General features: G+C 50.3%; 18 protein-coding genes and 1 riboswitch. Of the genes, 9 read left to right on the top strand and 9 right to left on the bottom strand.

Going from position 1 to position 20798, the window contains the following annotated elements; translation table 11 throughout:
* Positions 1-100: 100 nt before the first annotated feature.
* Positions 101-562, bottom strand: a complete 462-nt coding sequence (locus AC2D8L_RS15760) for a MarR family winged helix-turn-helix transcriptional regulator (RefSeq protein ID WP_484686466.1) — start codon at positions 560-562, stop codon at positions 101-103.
* Positions 563-657: 95 nt separating this feature from the next.
* On the opposite strand from AC2D8L_RS15760, the gene AC2D8L_RS15765 reads away from it, so the two are divergent.
* A complete protein-coding gene (locus AC2D8L_RS15765) occupies positions 658-882 on the top strand; it encodes a hexameric tyrosine-coordinated heme protein (protein ID WP_484686467.1) in 225 nt (74 codons plus the stop codon).
* 118 nt (positions 883-1000) lie between these two features.
* On the opposite strand, the gene AC2D8L_RS15770 is transcribed toward AC2D8L_RS15765, so the two are convergent.
* Both AC2D8L_RS15770 and AC2D8L_RS15775 read right to left on the bottom strand, forming a co-directional pair.
* Positions 1001-1756, bottom strand: coding sequence for a globin domain-containing protein (locus AC2D8L_RS15770; protein ID WP_484686468.1), 756 nt, complete (start codon positions 1754-1756; stop codon positions 1001-1003).
* A 217-nt stretch (positions 1757-1973) separates the two neighbouring features.
* Positions 1974-2525 carry a GcrA family cell cycle regulator gene (locus AC2D8L_RS15775; protein WP_484686469.1) on the bottom strand — a complete coding sequence of 184 codons (552 nt, stop codon included), beginning with the start codon at positions 2523-2525 and terminating at the stop codon, positions 1974-1976.
* Between the two features lie 373 nt (positions 2526-2898).
* Between AC2D8L_RS15775 and AC2D8L_RS15780 the strand changes: the two genes are divergently transcribed.
* The 5 genes from AC2D8L_RS15780 (at position 2899) to AC2D8L_RS15800 (ending at position 10853) form a co-directional block, all read left to right on the top strand.
* On the top strand, positions 2899-4077 hold the full coding sequence (locus AC2D8L_RS15780) for an acetylornithine transaminase (protein WP_484686470.1): 1179 nt from the start codon (positions 2899-2901) through the stop codon (positions 4075-4077).
* Between the two features lie 41 nt (positions 4078-4118).
* Positions 4119-5045, top strand: a complete 927-nt coding sequence (gene argF / locus AC2D8L_RS15785; protein WP_484686471.1) for an ornithine carbamoyltransferase — start codon at positions 4119-4121, stop codon at positions 5043-5045.
* Complete coding sequence (locus tag AC2D8L_RS15790) at positions 5045-6046, top strand: Hsp33 family molecular chaperone (RefSeq protein ID WP_484686472.1); 1002 nt, start codon at positions 5045-5047, stop codon at positions 6044-6046. Before argF ends, AC2D8L_RS15790 begins: the two co-directional genes overlap by 1 nt.
* Before the next feature lie 117 nt (positions 6047-6163).
* A complete protein-coding gene (locus tag AC2D8L_RS15795) occupies positions 6164-7696 on the top strand; it encodes an efflux RND transporter periplasmic adaptor subunit (protein ID WP_484686473.1) in 1533 nt (510 codons plus the stop codon).
* Position 7697: 1 nt separating this feature from the next.
* Positions 7698-10853 carry an efflux RND transporter permease subunit gene (locus AC2D8L_RS15800; protein ID WP_484686474.1) on the top strand — a complete coding sequence of 1052 codons (3156 nt, stop codon included), beginning with the start codon at positions 7698-7700 and terminating at the stop codon, positions 10851-10853.
* A gap of 68 nt (positions 10854-10921) precedes the next feature.
* Here the strand turns inward: AC2D8L_RS15800 and AC2D8L_RS15805 are convergent, their stop codons facing one another.
* The gene (locus AC2D8L_RS15805) at positions 10922-12367 is read right to left on the bottom strand and encodes a TrkH family potassium uptake protein (protein WP_484686475.1); all 1446 of its coding nucleotides are present in this window, start codon (positions 12365-12367) and stop codon (positions 10922-10924) included.
* Positions 12368-12497: 130 nt separating this feature from the next.
* Here AC2D8L_RS15805 and AC2D8L_RS15810 point away from each other — a divergent pair, with 130 nt between their 5' ends.
* Positions 12498-13130, top strand: a complete 633-nt coding sequence (locus tag AC2D8L_RS15810; protein WP_484686476.1) for a CDP-alcohol phosphatidyltransferase family protein — start codon at positions 12498-12500, stop codon at positions 13128-13130.
* 12 nt (positions 13131-13142) lie between these two features.
* Here AC2D8L_RS15810 and AC2D8L_RS15815 read toward each other — a convergent pair whose 3' ends face one another.
* Together AC2D8L_RS15815 and metZ are read right to left on the bottom strand one after the other, a co-directional pair.
* Positions 13143-13373 (bottom strand): hypothetical protein, encoded by a 231-nt coding sequence (locus AC2D8L_RS15815; RefSeq protein ID WP_484686477.1) that lies wholly within the window; start codon positions 13371-13373, stop codon positions 13143-13145.
* 9 nt (positions 13374-13382) lie between these two features.
* Entirely contained in the window at positions 13383-14588 is a 1206-nt protein-coding gene (gene metZ, locus AC2D8L_RS15820) for an O-succinylhomoserine sulfhydrylase (protein WP_484686478.1), read from the bottom strand.
* A gap of 30 nt (positions 14589-14618) precedes the next feature.
* Positions 14619-14697, bottom strand: a riboswitch (SAM riboswitch).
* Between the two features lie 119 nt (positions 14698-14816).
* Here metZ and AC2D8L_RS15825 point away from each other — a divergent pair.
* On the top strand, positions 14817-15911 hold the full coding sequence (locus AC2D8L_RS15825; protein ID WP_484686523.1) for a 2'-deoxycytidine 5'-triphosphate deaminase: 1095 nt from the start codon (positions 14817-14819) through the stop codon (positions 15909-15911).
* On the opposite strand, the gene AC2D8L_RS15830 is transcribed toward AC2D8L_RS15825, so the two are convergent.
* The 3 genes from AC2D8L_RS15830 to AC2D8L_RS15840 form a co-directional block, all read right to left on the bottom strand.
* A complete protein-coding gene (locus AC2D8L_RS15830; RefSeq protein ID WP_484686479.1) occupies positions 15908-16351 on the bottom strand; it encodes a hypothetical protein in 444 nt (147 codons plus the stop codon). The two genes, AC2D8L_RS15825 and AC2D8L_RS15830, sit on opposite strands and share 4 nt — an antisense overlap.
* A gap of 49 nt (positions 16352-16400) precedes the next feature.
* The gene (locus tag AC2D8L_RS15835; protein ID WP_484686480.1) at positions 16401-17756 is read right to left on the bottom strand and encodes an MATE family efflux transporter; all 1356 of its coding nucleotides are present in this window, start codon (positions 17754-17756) and stop codon (positions 16401-16403) included.
* A gap of 115 nt (positions 17757-17871) precedes the next feature.
* A complete protein-coding gene (locus AC2D8L_RS15840) occupies positions 17872-18177 on the bottom strand; it encodes a DUF6460 domain-containing protein (RefSeq protein ID WP_484686481.1) in 306 nt (101 codons plus the stop codon).
* Positions 18178-18251: 74 nt separating this feature from the next.
* Here AC2D8L_RS15840 and AC2D8L_RS15845 point away from each other — a divergent pair, with 74 nt between their 5' ends.
* Positions 18252-20795 (top strand): ligase-associated DNA damage response DEXH box helicase, encoded by a 2544-nt coding sequence (locus AC2D8L_RS15845; RefSeq protein WP_484686482.1) that lies wholly within the window; start codon positions 18252-18254, stop codon positions 20793-20795.
* The last annotated feature ends 3 nt before the right edge of the window (positions 20796-20798 follow it).

The raw sequence follows: 20798 nt of genomic DNA on the forward strand, positions 1-20798 counted from the left end.
TAGTTCCGACTTCGGAATTGACGCCATCGGGTCTTAAACACTTCAGTCGAAGTCACCAGGCAAGGGTGAAAATAGCAACGCCATCTGCCAATAGGTTGCGTCATTTGGCAGTGAATCGCCCAAGGCCAGCTTTAAGTTTCCCCAATACTTGGATTAGCCCCTCTAGTTCCACTTCTGAAAGTTTGGTGTCCTCAATCATACAGCTTGTGATTGAGGCACTTTTTCTTTTTAATTCCTTTCCGGCATTAGTAAGCGAAACGACAACTTGTCGTTCATCTTGCTTGTTGCGTATGCGGCTGATGTATCCTCGTTTTTCTAACCGTTTAAGAAGTGGCGTCAATGTGCTGGTTTCCATCGCGAGCGCTGACGCTATATCAGTCACGATTCTACCATCTTTTTCCCAAAGCAAAACGAGCGTAATATATTGTGGGTAGGTCAGATCCAAGGGCGCAAGGTGCTGCTTGTAAGACCGATTGACGACATGCCATGTGGAATAAATCGCATGACAAAACATATCATTTGCGCCTTTTGGGCGTTTTGGCTCGTTCACTAAAATGCTCATCGTAATTTACATCGTGTACGATATTATCGTTTGACAATCACTTTCAAGTATTATTTATATCGTGCGCGATATAAATATGGAAAGAGGAGCTAAACGTGAGCTGGTTATCATCACTAAAAACGAATACACCCGAAGAAGGTTATGAATTGGCGATCAAACTGTCACGGATGGCAGTCAAAAAAACACAACCCGACGACGACGCACGAAATCGCATGCGCCCAGATTATGCAAATAGCGCTGACAGTCTTACTCAGGTGTCTCTTGTCGTTGCTACAAATTTCCAAACAGTTTCAGCGGCCAACAACTATTGGCGTACCTAAAACAATCGTGGTCGACCAATCATTCAAACCCAAAACCTACATTGGTGGCTTTACACTGACTAAAAGCTAGCAAAGTCCATGCAGGAAAAACCACCAATCTATGCAAATGATTTTTAAGTTAGATCATAAGCGCTTTGCTGACGAGTGCGTCTTTATCAACATAGTTTGAAACATCGACGCCGTTGTCTAGAAGGGCTTCTCTCAGTTCGTTCTCGGTCAACGCCTCCACGTCACTTTGGGACATTTTTAGGAAGTTCACCTTCCGCTTGAAGGCAGGGTTTGTCTCTCCGAAAAAGCTTTGATTTGAGAATTTGAATTCCTCAGCATATTTGGTCATGAAGTGAGTAAGAAACGTGTTGATGCTTAACCTGACGCGCGGGTCATCGGTCATTTGATCGCTTGAGCCATTTAGCGCGTCCAGCATGAGCTGCGACCAGCGTTGAGCCCCTTTGTCATTCATCAATTGCATGGCGTTGTGGGTGTGATGAAAATTTAGGCGAAACTCCGCACCATGATAATATGGGCCGCCGCCCATCACATCGATCCACATGGCAGCTTGGGTGTTGACATGATGGTTGATGCCACCCACGCGGGCAAAAACAGACGTAAACCAGTCTTCATCCGCAAACACACGTTCATAAAAATTTGTGACAATGTCTACGATTGCGTCTTGGCCCAACACCGAAAATAGTTGCCAAAATTGGATGGGTTTTGACGCATCCGCGGATGCGTTTAACGACACAATTTGCGCAATGCGGTGGGCGTCCTTGGGTAAATTCTTCTTTTCAACGGCCGATTGAATATAGGCGTTCTGAATTTTCTCTGACATATAGCCGTGGCGCGTTGGATGTTTGGGATAGCTAATAGTTGTCATGTTCCGGTCCTTCACCCTTTGAAGCTACTTCTGCCCAGTTCGGAAATGGCGGTACGCTTCAAAATTGAATTTATCGTTCCAACGCCACTATCTATGCATCAACGCATATAAGTTCAATCAGCGAGGGTTCGCACGAAAAAGTGATAGGCGCCCCTGCAACAAAAAAGCCGCCCAATGGGCGGCTTATTGTCAAAACGTTTTATCAAACTAGAACCGATCAGCTTTTCCGGCGACGGTCCAATTGGTGATAAGCGCGTTTGGAGTGAAATTCGCAATAAGGTTTGCCCTCATCTGAATCTCGCCCACAAAAATGAAAATCATCATTTAGCGGATCGCCAATTGGCCATTTGCAGGTGACTTCATTTAGCTGCAAAAGTGTAATGCGCTCTTCCACTGGAATGAAGATCTCTGCTTCTTGGGCGATGGCGAGTTCAACATTCGCATCCGTTTCCGCAGACATTTGCAGAGCGTTCGCGCCTGATACAGGGGCGTTCACCGTGCGACGTCTCGGTGTGCTCGATGTCGTACCACTAACCGAACCACCCGCGGGCCTTCTTGGCGCCGATGCAGTTGATGTGGCTCTAGGCTTACGCGCACGTGGAGCAGAAGGTGCTGGTTTTGCACGGCCAGATAATTTGAGGCGGTGAACTTTACCGATAACAGCGTTACGTGTAACGCCTTCACCAAGTTCTCCAGCAATCTGGCTTGCGCTAAGACCTTCCATCCATAGTTTTTTCAAAGTCGCTACGCGTTCGTCAGTCCACGCCATGAAGATCCTCCGCAATTATGCTCAGATAGAATCCAATACCCCGCCAAAAAATGAGTTTTGGCAACAATACCATCCATCGTATGTTAAGGTAGGTCCGCCACACGACATATCGTGCCCCTACAATATGCACTTTACCGGATTGGCCGAATCCATGACAAGGGGCGCAAAAACTTATCCTCTTAAAATATTGCTAATTTTTGGCGATTGGTCACCAATAGGTCACCAATTTCTGTCAGATTGACAAATTGGGCCAACAAAAGGCATAAACGTCACTGATAAGGCGTGCATCGTGATAAACGAGCGCGTCTTATTGCTTCTCAAAATGAGAACTTAACACTCCGAATAATCACCAATGTTCCTGTAGGAAAGAAAAATGTCGGCTCTTTATAAGAATTACGCCCGTTCTGAAATCGCTTTTGAAAAAGGCGAAGGCGTCCGACTATTCACAAAAAATGGTGATGACTATTTCGATTTTGCTGGCGGCATCGCGGTCAATATTGTCGGCCATGCAGACCAACACGTTGTTGGTGCTCTTAAAGACCAAGCTGAAAAGCTTTGGCACGTGGGCAATGTATTCACCATTCCAGAGCAAGAAAATCTTGCTCAGCGTCTGACGGACATTAGCTTTGCCGATATGGTGTTTTTCACCAATTCTGGTGCAGAAGCTATAGAGTGTGCGCTAAAAACGGCTCGTCGTTACTTTTACGATAAGGGCGAAAAAGACCGTTACGAAATCATCACCCTTGAAGGTGCATTTCATGGCAGGACATTGGGCACCATCGCTGCGGGCGGCAATCCGGCATACCTGGAAGGTTTCGGCCCAAAGGCTGAAGGCTTTATTCAAGTTGCGCGCGATAATATCGACGCGATCAAAGCAGCGATTACGCCAAACACTGCCGCCATCCTGTTTGAGCCCATCCAAGGCGAGAGCGGCATCAACATATTAAGCGCAGATTTCTTGCGCGACGTGCGCGCACTTTGCGATGAACATGGCATTTTGCTTATCTTAGATGAAATTCAATGCGGCTATGGCCGAACAGGCAAAATGTTTGCTTATGAATGGGCTGGCATCGAGCCGGACATTATGGCCTTGGCAAAAGGCATCGGTGGTGGGTTTCCGCTCGGCGCATGTTTAGCGACTGAAAAAGTGGGCAGCTCAATGGTGCCGGGCACACATGGTAGCACTTATGGCGGCAACCCGTTGGCATGCACCGTTGGGAATGCCGTGCTGGATCGCGTAAGCGAAGATGGGTTTCTTGAGCATGTCGGTAAAGTCGGCAACCATTTGAGCTGGAGCCTGCAACAACTGGCGCAAAAGTACCCAGACTTGATCGAAGAAATTCGGGCGAAGGGTCTTATGATGGGCATAAAGCTAAAACCACCGGTTGGCGAAGTTGTTGCCGCGATGCGAGACGCGAAGATTTTGACGGTTGGGGCAGGCGACAATGTAATGCGCCTTTTGCCGCCACTGATTGTAACCGAAGACGAAATTGATGAGGCTGTCCGACGATTGGACGCTGGTCTAAAGTCTTTGGCCAGCAAAACCGTTTAGCAGCACAAAAACTCATTTCAGATTTGAAGAAGGACGTCGTTATGACAGCGGCAGTTAGACACTTTTTGGATATCAAAGATTATTCAAAAACCGAATTACGTAAAATGCTTGAACTCGCCTACGCCCTAAAGGCCAAGCAAAAAGCAGGCGAAAGCACGCCAATTTTGCACGGTAAGATTTTGGCGATGATTTTTGACCGCGAAAGCACACGCACCCGCGTTTCGTTTGATGTCGGTATGCGCCAACTTGGCGGGCAAACATTGATGCTTACAGGCCAAGAAATGCAATTGTCGCGAGATGAGACGATCGCCGACACAGCACGTGTTATGTCCCGCTATGTCGATGCGATCATGATCCGTTTGCTTAATCACGATGATTTGCTCGAATTGGCTGGTGCGGGTTCAATTCCTGTTATTAACGGGCTTACACGTCTGTCGCATCCTTGCCAAATCATGGCGGATATCATGACGTTTGAAGAACATCGCGGGTCCGTTGAAGGCATCAAAATTGCATGGCTAGGTGACAGCAATAATGTGTTGGCGTCTTGGATACATGCAGCGGATATTTTTGGCTGCACCTTGACTATTGCCTGTCCTGAACAATATAGCCCTGATCAAGGCATGCAGGCCGACATAGCCCAAGCAAATGGTCGGATCAGTGTTACACGAGATCCAAATGAAGCCATAAAAGACGTCGATTTGGTTATCACTGACACATGGGTATCCATGGGTGACCTAGACGCCAATATCCGTCGTGAAAATCTAGCACCTTACCGGGTGACAGAGGAATTGATGGCGCAAGCAAAACCAGATGCATTGTTTATGCACTGCCTGCCAGCCCACCGTGGTGATGAAGTGACCAGCCAAGTTATGGATGGTCCACAATCCGTGGTGTTTGACGAAGCGGAAAATAGACTTCACGCACAAAAAACCATTCTGGCGTGGGTCTTTGGAATTGAGGAGCTCTAATGAGCGAGAGTTTTATGGAGGCCGTTGGCCTTGATCGTCCAGAAAGTGGTGACGACACAATATTGCCGTTTGCAGTTGAAACTCTAGATGTACGTGGACGCACAGTGCGGCTTGAAGATGCACTGGACACAATTTTGCGACGTCACAATTATCCTGCGCCTGTTGCTCGCCTTCTAGGCGAGGCAATTGTGCTGGCTTCTTTGATCGGGTCCTCATTAAAGTTTGCGGGTCGGTTTATTCTGCAAACCCAAACCGATGGTCCTGTAAATCTGATCGTTGTGGATTTGCAAACACCAAACGGATTGCGCGGTTATGCCCGTTATGATGAAGCTGCCCTGTCCAAAGCAGCAAGCGAAGGCAAACTCGCGCCTGCCGACCTATTGGGCAAAGGCAGTTTGGCGATGACCATTGACCAAGGCGAGCACACCGAACGTTATCAAGGAATTGTTGAGCTCGACGGGTCGGGGCTTGAAGCCGTTGCACATAAATATTTCCAACAATCTGAACAGATCCCAACATTGGTTCGGTTGGCTGTTGCGCAAGTGCAAAACAAAGGCCAAACGCAACCTAAATGGCGTGCTGGTGGACTGTTGGTGCAGCATTTGCCAGCCCACGGTGAACGCACGATGGCCGACTTGCCTGGCGATGGCGACTTTGACAATCAGGACACAAATGACGGATCGTTTGAGGAAGATAATGGTTGGGTGGAAGCCACAGCAATTGTCCAAACCGTAGACGACCACGAATTGGTTGATCCTGAATTGTCCTCAGAGCGGCTAATGTTCCGTCTGTTCCACGAGCAAGGCGTTCGGGTATTTGAACCGATGGACATGGTTGAAAAATGTGGCTGCGACGCTGACAAAATCGAGTTGATGTTGTCGCAGTTTTCCTATGAAGACCGCCAATCTATGATCAAAGACGATGAGATTGAAGTGGTGTGCGAATTTTGTTCAACACCATATTATTTCAATCCGAACATGTTTGGTATCGACGAAGAATGATCTAAAAGCGTGGCCCGCCCGTATATCCCATAGAGCTAAGGGATCAAACCTTTCCAAAGATTAAGTTGTTGTAATGGCTGATGGCCATTACCATCTTTGAACATTGGAAATGTCGATATGGGCGGGCCAACTAAAATGCTTCACAAGACCGGCGAACAATCTGAAGACGCAATACCTGTTGAAACGCCAAAACGTCGGCGGTTTTCGATTTTTGGAATTCTATTTCGCTTCCTGTTTGCGATAGCCATTATTGCAGGCGCAGGGTTGTATGCTCGCAGCATGATTGCAGATCGTCCCGAGCCGCCAGAGCGTCAGCCTCGAGAACGCACGTTCACGGTTCAATCAACGCCTGCGGAATTCGCTAATTTTCAGCCCAATCTCGTCTACTTTGGTGAATTGCAAGCCGCCACCAAGCTCGATATTCGCAGTCAAGTTGCTGGCAAAGTTGTTGCGCTAGCTGAAGGGCTATCCGTCGGCAGCGCTGTATCAAAAGGCACGCTGCTAGCCTCTATCGATGACTTTACCTATGGTGGTGCACTTACTGAGGCGCGCGCAAGCCTGGCGGAAGCCAAATTTAGCCTAACCGAAGCCAAAGAACGCCTATCACTGGAAAACGCAAACCTAGATTTCGTTCGTAGCCAACTCGACTTGTCCAAACGCGATTTGGAGCGTGCGAAATCTCTGTTTGAAGCCGGATCAATCACTGAGAAGTCGTTAGACGACCGTGAACTGCTCGTTTCCCAACGAGAGCAGGCATTGTTGCAGCGTGAGAGCAACATCATCATTCAACAAGCACAACTTGATCGGCAGCAAGCTGCACTTGAGCGAAGTGAATGGCAGGTTGAACGCGCGGAACGCAACCTTGCGGACACGAAAATTTACGCGCCCTTTGATGGTATTGTCACCTCAAACAATATCGAGCTTGGCCGCGTCATTTCAAACAATGAGGTGCTGATTAGCCTTTATCAGACTTCTGCACTCGACGTTCGTTTTACCATGTCGGATCAGCAATATGGTCAGCTTTTGGAAGACGGGTTGGTTGGTCGCGATATTGTCGTGAAATGGGAAGTTGAACCCCAACCGATTATTGCCACGGCTCAAATCTCACGCACCGGTGCTCAAATTGATGCTGCCAAAGGTGGCGTCGAAATTTTCGCTCGCATAGACGCGTCAAAGGCCGCTCAACTAAGGCCCGGAACATTCGTGAAAATCGAAGTGCCCGGCCTCAAATTTGAGAATATGCTGCGCCTGCCAGAAGCAGCCATCTATGACAACCAATATATTTATGTGGACAGCGATGGACGCATGTCTCGCCGTGATGTCGAAGTTTTTGCCCGTGACGGGCAGTTCCTTCTTGCAACAGCTGATTTTGAAGCGGGCACGCCAATTATCACTAGCCGAATAGCGCAGGCTGGTGAGGGGGTCGCAATCGTCAACGAAGGCGAACCCGCGCCTTTCGTACGTCCAAATCGCCCTCGAGGAGAAGATGCTCAACGCGGTGAACGTGGCGACAGACCCGCCCGAGAGGGTGGCCAGCGCCCGAACAATCGTCAGGGAAATCGAGATGGTGGCGGCGAAGGACAACGTCCAAACCAAACAAATAACGACAATGACGCTGAACCTGAAGTAACCACTCAGGAGAGCAATTAGCATGGCAAATAAGCGCGCCAGAAATCTGTTGGAAATTTTCGTTCGCCACAAGAACGCCGCCAATCTATTGATGGTGTTGCTCATTCTGTTTGGCGTGTGGGGCATGTCAAAGCTCAACCGGCAATTTTTCCCCTCGCTGGAAGTCGGCGTGATTTCTGTTTCTACCAGCTGGTCGGGCGCGAGTGCGGACGATATTCGCAAAAACCTTTTGCAGGTCATAGAACCTACCGTGCGGTTTTTGGATGGCGTGAAGTCAATGGAATCCACCGCGCGCGAGGGTAGTGGCTCGATTACACTGGAATTTGAGCGCGACACAGATATGCGCACAGCAGAAGCCCAAGTGGAAGAAGCCGTTGCTGCCATTACCAATTTACCAGAAGACGCGGATGCACCAGAGGTTGACCGGCCAAAATTCTTTGACCCAATTGCCGATATCGGCATTTCGGGGCCGTTTCCCGAAGCGACATTGCGCAAATACGCCCGCGATCTTCGGGATGGGCTACTGGATGCAGGTGTCGATCGGGTAACCTTTACCGGCTACCGCGCACGTGAAATCCGCGTGCTTGTTGATGACGCTAAACTACGCCAACTTGGTCTAACGACAGCCGACCTCGCACGAACGATTTCAGTCAATACAGTTGATAAGCCTTCTGGCACTCTAGACGGTGATTTTGAAGCACAAATCCGAGCAATTGCGCGGGATGTGAACATTGCGGAACTGGCGAATTTAGAAATTCGCACGTCCCCAACAGGTGAAAAGCTGCTGCTTGGCGATGTCGCAACGATTGAAGACGGTTATGATAATGACCAGTCAGTCGGCTTTATGCGCGGTCAGCGCGCGATCCAATTGTCTGTCTCTCGGTCTGCCACGGCAGATACGATTGAGAGCTTTGAAAAAATGAACACCTATCTCACAACGGCCAAGGCTGAGTTGCCTGCGTCATTGGAAATTGAGGTGTTCAATGCCGCAGCCGAATTGGTGGAAGACCGGCTTGGTTTGTTGGTCAAAAACGGTGTCACCGGGCTCGCTCTCGTTTTGATCGTCCTGTTTATCTTCCTAGATTTCCGAATTGCGTTCTGGGTCGCTGTGGGTATCCCCGTGTCGATTTTGGCAACGCTTGGGGTGATGTATTTCACCGGGCAAACCATCAATATGATCTCGATGTTCGCACTATTGCTGACGCTGGGGATTATCGTAGATGACGCGATTGTGGTGGGGGAACACACTGCCACCCGCTATGCCATGGGCGATAGCCGCCAAGAAGCGGCAATTGCTGGTGCCGGCCGCATGGCAGCGCCAGTTATCGCAGCCAGTTTAACGACAATGGCCGCGTTCGGACCAATTCTTTTGGTGGGTGATGTCATCGGGCAGATCCTCTCGGCGTTACCCATGGTGGTTATTGCGGTCTTGATCGCCTCATTAATTGAATGCTTTTTGGTTCTTCCCGGACACCTCTCTCACGCATTGCCGCGAGAGCGGAAAGCGCCGGGTTGGTTTCGTAGAAATTTTGACAACGGATTTGATTTCTTCAAAGAGAATATCTTCGGGACCTTGGCCGACATTACCTATAAATGGCGCTACGCGACCGTCGCAGCAACCGTTGCGCTTGCGATCACCGGCGGCGCACTAATACCCTCAGGCAAATTGGCATTTGAGTTCTTCCCATCAGTTGAGGGTGAAACGGTCAATGTGACAGCATTCTTCCAGCCGGGCGTGCCCCAAGAATCCATGTATGAGCTGGTGAACCAGCTCGACAACGCTGTGCGCAAAGTTGAAACTGATTTAACCCCTGATGGCGAGCAACTGATTGTTACAACCTTTGCTTATCTCGATATTGAAAACGGGCGCGCCAACCTTTCGGTGTTCCTAACGCCTGCCGAAGTGCGATCCATACGCACGAACCAAATTGGCCGTGCAATTCGTGAAAATGTACCAACTATTGCGGGCGTCGACCGCCTTTCTGTTCGGGAGCCACGCGGTGGCCCGCCGGGGCGCGCAATCGATGTTCAATTTTCCGGAGCCGAAACGACAGTCTTGAAACAGGCCTCAGAAGAATTGCAGGCAATCCTTGAAGGATTTGATGGCGTAAACGCGATTTCGGACACGCTGCGATATGGCAAGCCAGAACTTGTTCTTGAGCTTACCCCACGTGGGCGTGCTCTTGGGTTCTCCCTTGACAGTTTAGGGTCTCAAATCCGCGACACCTTTGAAGGACGATTGGCACGCCGGGTAGCCGAAGAGGAAGAAGAAATCTCCATCCGCGTTGAACAACAATCCAACGCAACCGGCACCGCAGCCCTTCGCGATTTGTGGGTGCGCTCAGACGCTGGAAACTTTGTGCCGTTGGCAGAAGTAGTTTCCTTTAGTGATCGACAGGGTTTTAACCGGATCAACCGAGAAGAAGGCAAAACCGTTGTTAGCGTTCGGGCTGATACAGACACTACAATATTACAGGGCGCAGAAGTTATAGAGCGACTAGAAGCGGATCACATGGGCGCACTCGCGGCGAAGTTTGGTGTGGAATATAGCTTTGGCGGCACTCAAGCCGAGCAAAATGCTGCCTTTGGCGATTTGCAACTCGGCGGCCTGATCGCGTTGGGAATTATGTATGTCATTATCTCTTGGATCTTTGCTTCTTACTTTGCACCCCTCGCGGTGATGCTGATCATCCCGTTCGGCGTTGTTGGCGCAATCTGGGGCCACTACCTGATGGGCTATAACCTTACAGTTATTTCTGTGATGGGGCTGCTCGGCCTGGCCGGGATTTTGGTGAACGACTCCATTGTGTTCGTCTCTCGTTTGCAAGAACGGGTTGAAGAGGGGGACAGTCTGGAACGGGCCGCGACCGGCGCAGCGCGAGATCGTTTGCGCGCCGTGCTGCTGACTTCCCTGACAACTATTGGCGGACTTACGCCTTTGTTGTTTGAAACAAGTCTACAGGCTCAGTTCTTGATCCCAATGGCCATCACAATTGTGTTCGGTTTGGGGTTGGCGACAACGCTGGTGTTGTTCTTAGTACCCGCTTTTATTGGCATCGGTGCTGACATTGGCGCATTTTTCAGTTGGCTGTTTTTGCGCAAAGGCGCACCAAGTTTCCGTGGATTGCTGCGCGGCGATCACCACACCGTGCCACGTGGCCCTGAGCTTGAGGGATAGGCAACCAGCGGCGTTAAGAGTGATCGGGGATGCGAACTTGTTCGCGACGGCGGCGTAAAAAATGCCCCTCAGCTTTTCCAAAAACGCGGCAAGAACAACACGATGACGGTAAAAATCTCCAACCGTCCAACGATCATGCCTGCTGCCAATAGCCATTTTGAAATGTCAGGCAGCGGCGCAAAATTGCCAGATGGGCCAATGATATCGCCAAGTCCCGGCCCCACGTTTGAGATCGCAGTTGCTGCGCCGGAAAATGCGGTTAGCGTGTCTAGGCCTGTGAAGCTAAGCAGCAATGCCAAGATCATGAATGCTGCGATATATAGGAACACAAAACTCATCACCGATGCAGAAACATCGTCGGTGAGGATCGTACCATTATAACGTTTAACGAAAATCCCAGACGGGTAAAGGATCTCCCGAATATGCTGTTTGAGGTCCAAGAATAGAACTTGGAACCTAAAGATCTTGATCCCACAAGACGTCGAGCCCGCGCACCCACCAATAAACATCAGCACAAAAAATAAAGCAGTGGCTTGGTGTCCCCAATTTCCGTAATCTGTGGTGGCATAGCCAGTGCCTGTCATAACTGAAACAACAGAAAACAGAGCGTGACGCAGTGCTTCTTCGCCTTGCGCGATGCTACTGACATATTGAATGGCAACGGCGGCGATTACAAAAAATGCAACTGTGCCGAAAAATGCGCGGATCTGTGAATCGTTGAATATGCTTTTCCGATCACCGGCCAAAAATCTAACATAAAGCAAAAACGGTAAGGCACCCAAAATCATGAAGGCGATGGCAATATAGTCGATTGCAAAACTATCATAGGAACTGATTGAGCCATCTCGGGTGGACAGGCCGCCAGTCGCTACCGTGGTCATGGAATGGACCAATGAATCGAACAGTGGCATGCCGGCCGCCCAATATGAAATCGCGCAAACCATTGTGAGAACAATATAAACCGATGTCATGCTTGCTGCGATTTGGGCCGCTTTTGGTAAGATTTTATCCGGCGTATCAAATGCTTCAGCCCGGAACATTTGCATGCCACCAATTTGCAGCATCGGTAACACGGCAATGGCCATCACAATGATCCCGAGGCCGCCATACCATTGCAACAAGCCGCGCCACAATAAAATGCCCGGCGGCATGCTATCCAAACCCGTCATGATGGTTGAGCCCGTGGTGGTGAGGCCGGAGATTGCCTCAAAAAATGAGTCCGTGTAGCTAAGTTCAAGCCCTGCCCAATAAAAGGGGAGCGCAGCGAAAAATGCCAATACAACCCACACAAGTGCTGTCATCAGAAAGGCTTGGCGCACATTTAGCGTTTGTTCTTTTCCAAACGTCGCGGCCCATGTTCCAGCACCCATGAAGGTGGTAATTAGCCCGGCGGTAACGAACACAATCCAATCTGGGTTGCCAACCAAAGCGTCGGCTATGGCTGGCAAAAACATCGAGCAGCCAAGCGTCGCAGTTAATGCGCCAATGATCATCAATACGGGACGAATTTGCATAAGCGGTGGGTTTTATCCTTGTGTCCAATGCTCCATTTAAGCCCTAGCACAAGTTTTGCTCACTTAAAAATGACCAATGTGATTTGCCACAATATGTTAGGCTGAAACCGCATTGAAATTAGGATCAAATATGCTCGACGGATACGCCCGAAAAATCATTGATGGACCGCTCAATATGGTGGGCAAACAGTTGGCGAAAACAGGCGTTAGCGCCAATTCGGTCACCCTAGCTGGTCTTCTCATTGGTCTAATTGCCGCCATTTCAATTGCTCTGGGCAATGTTTCGGCTGGTTTATGGTTGCTGTTGCTTTCCCGGGTAGCAGATGGTTTGGACGGCGCGGTGGCGCGTGCAACGCAAAAAACAGATTTTGGCGGATATTGGGATATCGTCGCGGACTTTTTCTTTTACGGGGCGATTCCCCTCGCTTTTGTGGTGCTTGACCCAGCGGCAAATGGCATCGCAGGCGCAGTGCTATTGCTGTCCTTTTACTTTAACGGCGGCACATTTTTGGGTTATGCGATTTTGGCGGAAAAGCACGAGTTGACGACGGAACAACGCGGATCAAAATCACTCTATTTTTCAACCGGTTTGCTTGAGGGTACCGAAACAATCGCATTTTTCATTGTGTTGTGCGTTTGGCCGCAACATTTTGCCGTGCTGGCATATTTGTTTGCTGCAGCCTGCTTTTACACGGCGGTTTCGCGTATCTGGCTCGCATACAAGGAATTCGGCCATTTGCGAACTGAGGCAGCTGATGCCTAGCGACTTAGTCGCTTAGCGGTTGCGCGGATGGCTTTTTGCCAACCGTTCGTTGCCCCGTTTATAGTTGCCCGTAATGCGGGCCATCACCTGTTGCTGATCCGCAAATTCGCAATCATCCATCTCTTCAATAAAATCTGAAGCGGCTTCATTACGAAGTGTTGTCGCTAGACGACCATTATGGCTGATTTTTACCTCACCATTTTTCCGGGCGCGAAATGTAAATCCTAAATCATCATCACTCATGGGGTCGCTCTATATTTGGTCCAAAGCAAAGGCAAAGTCTTCAATCAAATCTTGTCCGTCTTCCAGCCCAACAGAGAGGCGCAGCAATTTGCGGGTAATGCCTGCTTCCAATTGTTGTTCATCTGTGAAGCGCTGGTGTGTGGTTGTCGCAGGGTGCGTAATGATTGATTTCGCATCGCCCAAATTATTTGAAATTTTGATAATACTCAGCCCATCGGCCACATCAAAAGCATCTTGCTGACCGCCTTTGATTTCAAAGGCAAGCATCGTGGAACCACCGCTCATCTGGCGTTTGCCCAGCTCATATTGAGGATGTGATTTGTGATGTGGATAGAACACTTTGTCGACTTTTGGATGGTCAGCCAAAAAGTCCGCGAGCGCCACCGCTGATTGGGTCATCCGCTGAACCCGCAGGTCCAAAGTTTCCAATCCCTTTAGCATTACCCAAGCATTGAACGGACTAATGGTCGGCCCCGTCTGACGAATAATCGTGTGGATGTCCGCTTCGATCAGCTCTTTTGAACCTAGGATCACGCCGCCCATACAACGACCTTGGCCATCAATATGTTTCGTCGCTGAGTAGGTGACCAAGTCGGCGCCAAGTTCTAGCGGCTTCTGAAACAGAGGCGTTGCAAACACATTATCGACAATCAAAACAGCGCCGTTCGCATGGGCGATTTCCGCCACAGCTGCGATATCCACCAACTCCAATGTTGGGTTCGTGGGCGTTTCAATGAAAATGGCTTTGGTGTTTGGCTTCATTGCCTTAGCAAAATTCTCGGGGTCACGACCGTCTACAATGGTCGAGCTTACCCCCCAGCGCGGCAAATAATCTTCTACCACATACCGGCATCCGCCAAACAGCGCACGGGAGGCAACAACATGATCGCCTGCGCGCACTTGGCTCATTACCGCAGTTGTAACCGCCGCCATGCCCGTCGCTGTCGCGCGAGCCGCTTCAGCCCCTTCTAGCAAACACATCCGGTCTTGGAACATATCGTAAGACGGGTTGGAAAAACGCGAATAGATATGTCCGTCATCATCGCCTTGAAACCGAGCTTCAGCCGCTGCCGACGTTTCGTAAATAAAGCCGGAATTCAAGTATAGCGCTTCGGAGGTTTCGCCGAATTGGCTGCGCACAGAACCGCCATGGACCATCTGGGTTGCCGCACGGTGATTTTTTGCATCCGCCAGCGGGTTTTTTGCGTTAGCCATTGAGCACTCCAAACAAAAATGCCGACCCATTGGCCGGCAAAATGGTCGACTTTAGCAATTTGTTTAAGGTGGCTGCAATCAGACCGGCCAAATCACCACCATTTCAGGGATGATGTAACGCCAATTGTCCCCCGCCGTCAATATTGCTGTTGCCGCCTCATATTGCCCCTGGGCCGCATTATTGCTAGAGAGGGCCCAATAATTGTGAGCGAGTGGAATTTTAGATCTATGGCGGGCGTAAGCGGCATCTTTTCTGCAAGAATGATTGCAGACCTCAATGCAACAGGCGGCATCAATACTTCAATCGCTTTTGACGAAGATCAGGTGCAACCGGCAAGTCTGGATTTGCGTCTTGGCGACATCGCCTACCGTGTGCGTGCCAGCTTCTTGCCGGGGCCGGGCAGTTCTGTGCATGAACGGATCAACACACTGAAACTCCACGAAATTGACTTGTCAGTCGGCGCAGTTCTCGAGCGCGGGTGCGTTTATATCGTGCCGCTTTTGGAAAGCCTTGATTTACCCGAAGGCGTCAGTGCCACCACAAATCCAAAAAGCTCGACAGGTCGCTTGGATATTTTTACCCGCGTGATCACAGATCAGGGCCGGGCGTTCGACACAGTTCCTGCGGGATATAAGGGCCAACTTTATCTTGAAGTCAGCCCACGCACATTCCCCGTGTTGGTGCGCAAAGGTTCGCGCCTTAGCCAAATTCGTTTTCGTGAAGGCGATACACGCCTCAGCGTCCCCGAACATCAGGCACTGCACGCCAAAGAAACGTTGGTGTTTGATCAAAATGCGCCAGTCGATAATGGCGTTGCGCTTTCAATTGATCTTAAAGGCGGTGATCGGGGCGGGTTGATTGGCTATCGCTCAAAGCGCCACACAGCTGTCGTTGATGTCGATAAAAAGGCCGCGTTGGATATTCTTGATTTCTGGGATCCGCTTTATGATCGCGGGGGTGGCGAACTCATTCTAGATCCAGATGAGTTCTACATTCTGGTGTCGCGCGAAGCGGTGCATGTACCACCTGATTATGCAGCTGAAATGGTGCCATTTGACCCATTGGTTGGCGAGTTCCGTGTGCATTACGCAGGTTTCTTTGATCCCGGATTTGGCCATGCGGGAGCTGCGGGCGCGGGCAGTCGTGCCGTTTTGGAAGTGCGATCTCGCGAAGTACCGTTTTTGGTGGAACATGGCCAGACTATCGGTCGCTTGATCTATGAACGTATGGCGGAACGGCCGGACAATCTTTATGGCGCCAACGTTGGTTCAAACTACCAAGGCCAGCATCTTAAGTTGTCAAAGCACTTTAAAGCGAATTAGTTTTCTGCCTTGCCCAAAATACGCAGGCGCGGCTTATGTCGCGCCGTATAGGCATATTTGCCCCATAAGGCATAAATTGGCGTCATAAAGCCTGCGTCAACTTCAATTTTATCGGTCAGTCGTGCGCCCTCTGCGGTGGATGTAACGGTGCCGGTATGTTTCCAACTTTTGATGCCTGCGCCTTTTTCTGCCGAACGGAAGACCATCTTTTCTTCATCGCATTCGACCACATGCATCTCGTATTTTTGCTTTGGGAAAATGCCGAGCACAGACACGTCCACCACAATATGCTGCCCAGTGTAAATCTTCCCGCTTGGCATGCCGTCGAACGTCGCTATGCCCTCCATAATCTCCTCAAACTTGTCGCCGTCAATCACAATGTCCCACAATCGCTTGGCAGAAACGGGGTACTCATTTGTTACAATAATAGTTTGGGGCATGTGCTCTCCTACGCCTTCGCTAATATTTCACCTAAATTGTTTTAGATATTTACGCCCCGGCCTCCACCTTCGCAAAAAGCTTAGGCATGCGAAGCTTGAGCAAGCCCAAGAAAACCAAACTTCTGCCGATGAAGAAGCTGTGAAGGGCCCACCACAGTCCTGCGATACCTAATATTGGTGTCAGTACCGCCCACACAATCGCAAAGATTATGGTCGAGATGATCATGCCGTTGCGCATGTCTGATCCCATGGTTGCGCCTGCAAATACGCCATCCAAAACAAACGCCAGCACGCCAAACACCGGTGCGATGGCAGCAACCAGCAAATAGTCTCTGGCGGTTTGGCGCACCACTTCGCTGGTCGACATGAAATCAATGATTGTTGGCCCTGTTATGAGGAACAAGATCGTCAGTATGCCCGAAAGGATGAACCCCCAAAGCGAAGAGAGTTTGATCGCGTCGACAAACGCAGGTCGCCATCTGGCGCCAATCGCCTTGCCGCACAGTTGTTCCGACGCAGCCGCGAGCCCATCCAAAAAGAAGGCTGCAACCATCATAAAGTGCAGCAAAATACCATTGGCCGCGAGAATGTTGTCGCCAGCCCGAGCGCCTTGCGATGCGAAAAACGAAAAGACAGCGCTCAGCAAAACTGAACGGATAAGAATGTCGCCGCTTAGTCCCAAAAGTCGTTTGATTTGGGTGACGTTCATCAAGTCTGCTTCGGACAGTTTTCGCAAGAGGCGGGAATGTCCACCCAGTTGCACGATTGCCCAAATGACGCCAAGTATCAGCATGATGACCTGTGCAGCGACGGTTCCCCAAGCAACCCCCTCAATCCCCATATCAAGGCCGAAGGTGAAACTGATGGAGAGGCCGATATTGGAAATGTTCAAAATCAATTGAAGGACCAGCGCCGTAATACTTTGTCCGCGCCCCAAAAACCAGCCAACAAGTGCAAAGTTCATCAGAACAAATGGAGCGGCAAGTACGCGAATGTAAAAGTAAGTCTTAAACGCGCTAACCACATCATCGCTGGCGCCATAAGCGACACTGGCAAAATCTGCGATGGGCACCATCAAGGCCAATACCAATAGACCGGCGACAAATCCAACTGTCACGGCGCGCACCAAATGGGCGGCCTGCGCGGCGTCGTCGCGTGCGCCAAAGGCTTGGGCGGTAAGGCCTGTAGTTGATAGACGCAAGAAGTAAAAGATTGCGGCGATAAAGTCGAAAACCAGGCCGCCAATCAAAAGGCCGCCGAGCAAATCAACTTCGCCTAGTCGGCCCACAATAGTAGTGTCGGCAATGCCAACAAGTGGTTCGGTAACAAAGGCAATGGCGGTTGGGAGCGCGATGAGCCATACATCTTTATGCCCCACATTGAAGGGGTAACTCTTCTTGCTCATGTGACTTGCCTTTAGAAACAGCGTAGCGCGATCGCGCAACGCCAAGAGATTCGCTAAAGGTAAAGTCTAGCTGCGGGCATGAAACCCGCAAGCTTAAATTTTCCGTTGGCTCAGACTAGCCAACAACGCGGCGCCAAATGCGAATGAGCACGTAAAGCGGAAACACGATTGCTGCGCCAAATCCAAACCAAATGCCCAGATCTCCCATAAAGCTACCAAGGTCTGCAAACGTTGCGCCAATGTAACTGCCAAGCGTGCCAAATATTGTGCCCGGTGTAATGTCCATCACCCGCATGATGAAGCCAACGATTAATGAAAGGATGACCAACTTGAAGAAAACCCGTTTTGGACTGCCACCCAAAAAGTTTCGGCGTTCAGGTTCTTGTGCGTCGTCATAGTCACGTTGTTCTGTTTTGCTCATTTTATTCCCTCAAGCTTGGTTGGCCATAACAAATTCGCTGGCGATAACTGTGAACTGAGTTAAATATAGGAGCAATGCGCAAATCAACAACCACCGACAATCGAATTAATTCTGACGATCCAAATTTGTTCGCCCATGCTTGGGGACTGCCGAATGTGGTGCGCGATTGGTTTGTTCAACGCGATTGGGCACCGCGTCAGCATCAGTTGGATATGCTGGAAGCAGACCGGGTTGGACGTTCCGCCCTTTTGATTGCCCCAACGGGTGCTGGTAAAACATTGGCCGGGTTTTTGCCTTCAATTGCTGAGTTGGCGGAAGAACCTTTTGACGGCATGCACACGCTTTACATTTCGCCACTAAAAGCTTTGGCCGTGGATGTCGCGCGGAACTTGATGGACCCCATCGCTGAAATGAAACTCGACATTCGCGTTGAAACCCGCACCGGTGATACCCCAACGTCGCGCCGTCAACGCCAGCGGTTTGACCCTCCCAATATTATGATGACAACACCAGAGCAATTGGCCCTGATGCTGTCGCACAAGGAAGCGCCAAAACTGTTTGGCTCGCTTCGGCGTGTGGTGCTCGACGAGCTTCATGCACTGGCCTTATCCAAGCGCGGCGACTTGCTGGCGCTAGGGTTGGCGCGGTTGGGCACATTGTGCCCAGATCTAAAAATTTCTGCCTTGTCTGCGACCGTTGCAAAGCCAGAAATGTTGCGCGATTGGATACACACGCCAAAGCCGGAACGCGAAGTTGTTTTTGTCACCAATGAAGGTGGGGCAGATCCAGAGGTTGAAATTTTAGCCAGTGACGATCGCGTGCCGTGGGCGGGCCATTCCGCAAGATATGCGGTGCCGGAACTGCTTGAAGTCATCAAGAAAAATGGCACGACACTGCTGTTCGTTAATACGCGATCACAAGCTGAAATGCTCTTCCAATCCCTTTGGGAAATAAACGAGGATGGATTGTCCATTGCGCTGCACCACGGCTCGCTTGATGTGGAACAAAGACGCAAAGTTGAAGCGGCAATGGTTGCCGGAAAATTGCAGGCCGTTGTGTGTACATCAACTTTGGATTTAGGCATCGACTGGGGCGACGTTGATCTTGTTGTACAAATAGGTGCGCCAAAAGGATCATCGCGCCTGTTGCAGCGTATTGGGCGTTCAAACCACCGACTGGACGAGCCTTCGCGGGCTATGCTGGTGCCAGCAAATCGATTTGAAGTTCTAGAGTGCGAAGCAGCAAAAGAGGCAGTGAAAGACCGGGCCCAAGACAGCGAAGACCCGCAGCCGGGTGGGTTGGATGTGTTGGCGCAACATATTTTGGGCATGGCATGTTCAGCTCCATTTGATGCGACGCAATTATATGATGAGGTGATCCGCGCTTGGCCGTACCGCGATTTAGAGTGGGAGCAGTTTGAGCGGGTAGTCGATTTCGTCGCCACCGGCGGATATGCATTGCGCGCCTATGAGCGTTTTGCCCGGCTGCGAAAGACCGAAGACGACACGTGGCGGATTGTGCACCCAAAGATTGCCCAACAATATCGCATGAATGTGGGCACCATTGTCGAGGAACCGATGCTAAGGGTCCGGCTGGTGCGATCCAAGGGACAACGACGTGGTGCAACCACTGGCCCGATTGGCAGAGGTGGGCGGGTGCTGGGCGAAATTGAAGAATATTTCATCACTCAGCTCATGCCAGGCGATACTTTCATTTTTGGCGGTGAAATTGTCGCCTTTGAAGCGATGCGCGACAATGAGGCCTATGTGTCGCGCTCATTTGCAAAGAACCCTAAAATTCCAGCCTACATGGGCGGCAAATTTCCGCTCTCCACCTATTTGGCAGAACGGGTTCGTAAAACCCTAGCGACGCCGGAACGTTGGAACAGTTTACCCAATCAAGTCAGTGATTGGCTAAGGCTTCAACGCGATGTGTCTACCATTCCGGGCACCGACAGTCTGTTGGTGGAAACGTTTCCCAAGGCCGACAAATTTTTCATGGTTTGCTATCCGTTTGAAGGACGCTTAGCCCATCAAACCCTTGGCATGTTGCTCACCAAACGGCTAGAGCGCGACCGGGCAAAACCGTTGGGGTTCGTGGCGTCTGAATATGCTTTGGCAATTTGGTGCGCGACGGACATTGGCGCACAGTTCAAGCGGGGGCGTTTGTCGTTAAACGAGTTGTTTGACGAAGACATGCTGGGCGATGATCTTGAGGTGTGGCTCGATGAATCTAGCCTGATGCGCCGAACGTTTCGCAATTGCGCAATTATCTCTGGGCTGATTGAACGTCGCTACCCTGGCCAGGAAAAATCTGGGCGCCAGATCACCATGTCCTCTGACTTGATTTACAATGTTCTTTATGAGCATGAGCCAGACCATATCCTCATTCAGGCAACCCGAAGAGATGCGGCGCGGGGATTACTTGACATTGAGCGCCTTAGCACCTGTTTAAAGCGCATCCGTCAGCATATAATACACAAAGACCTAGAACGAATCTCCCCGCTTGCGGTGCCCGTAATGCTGGAAATTGGCAAAGAACCGATTTTCGGTGAAGGGCGTGAAAGTGTTTTGGCAGAAGCTGCGGAAGATTTGTTACGCGAGGCATCAGGAAAATAGGTG

The organism is Maritalea sp. YIW29, from assembly GCF_057219265.1.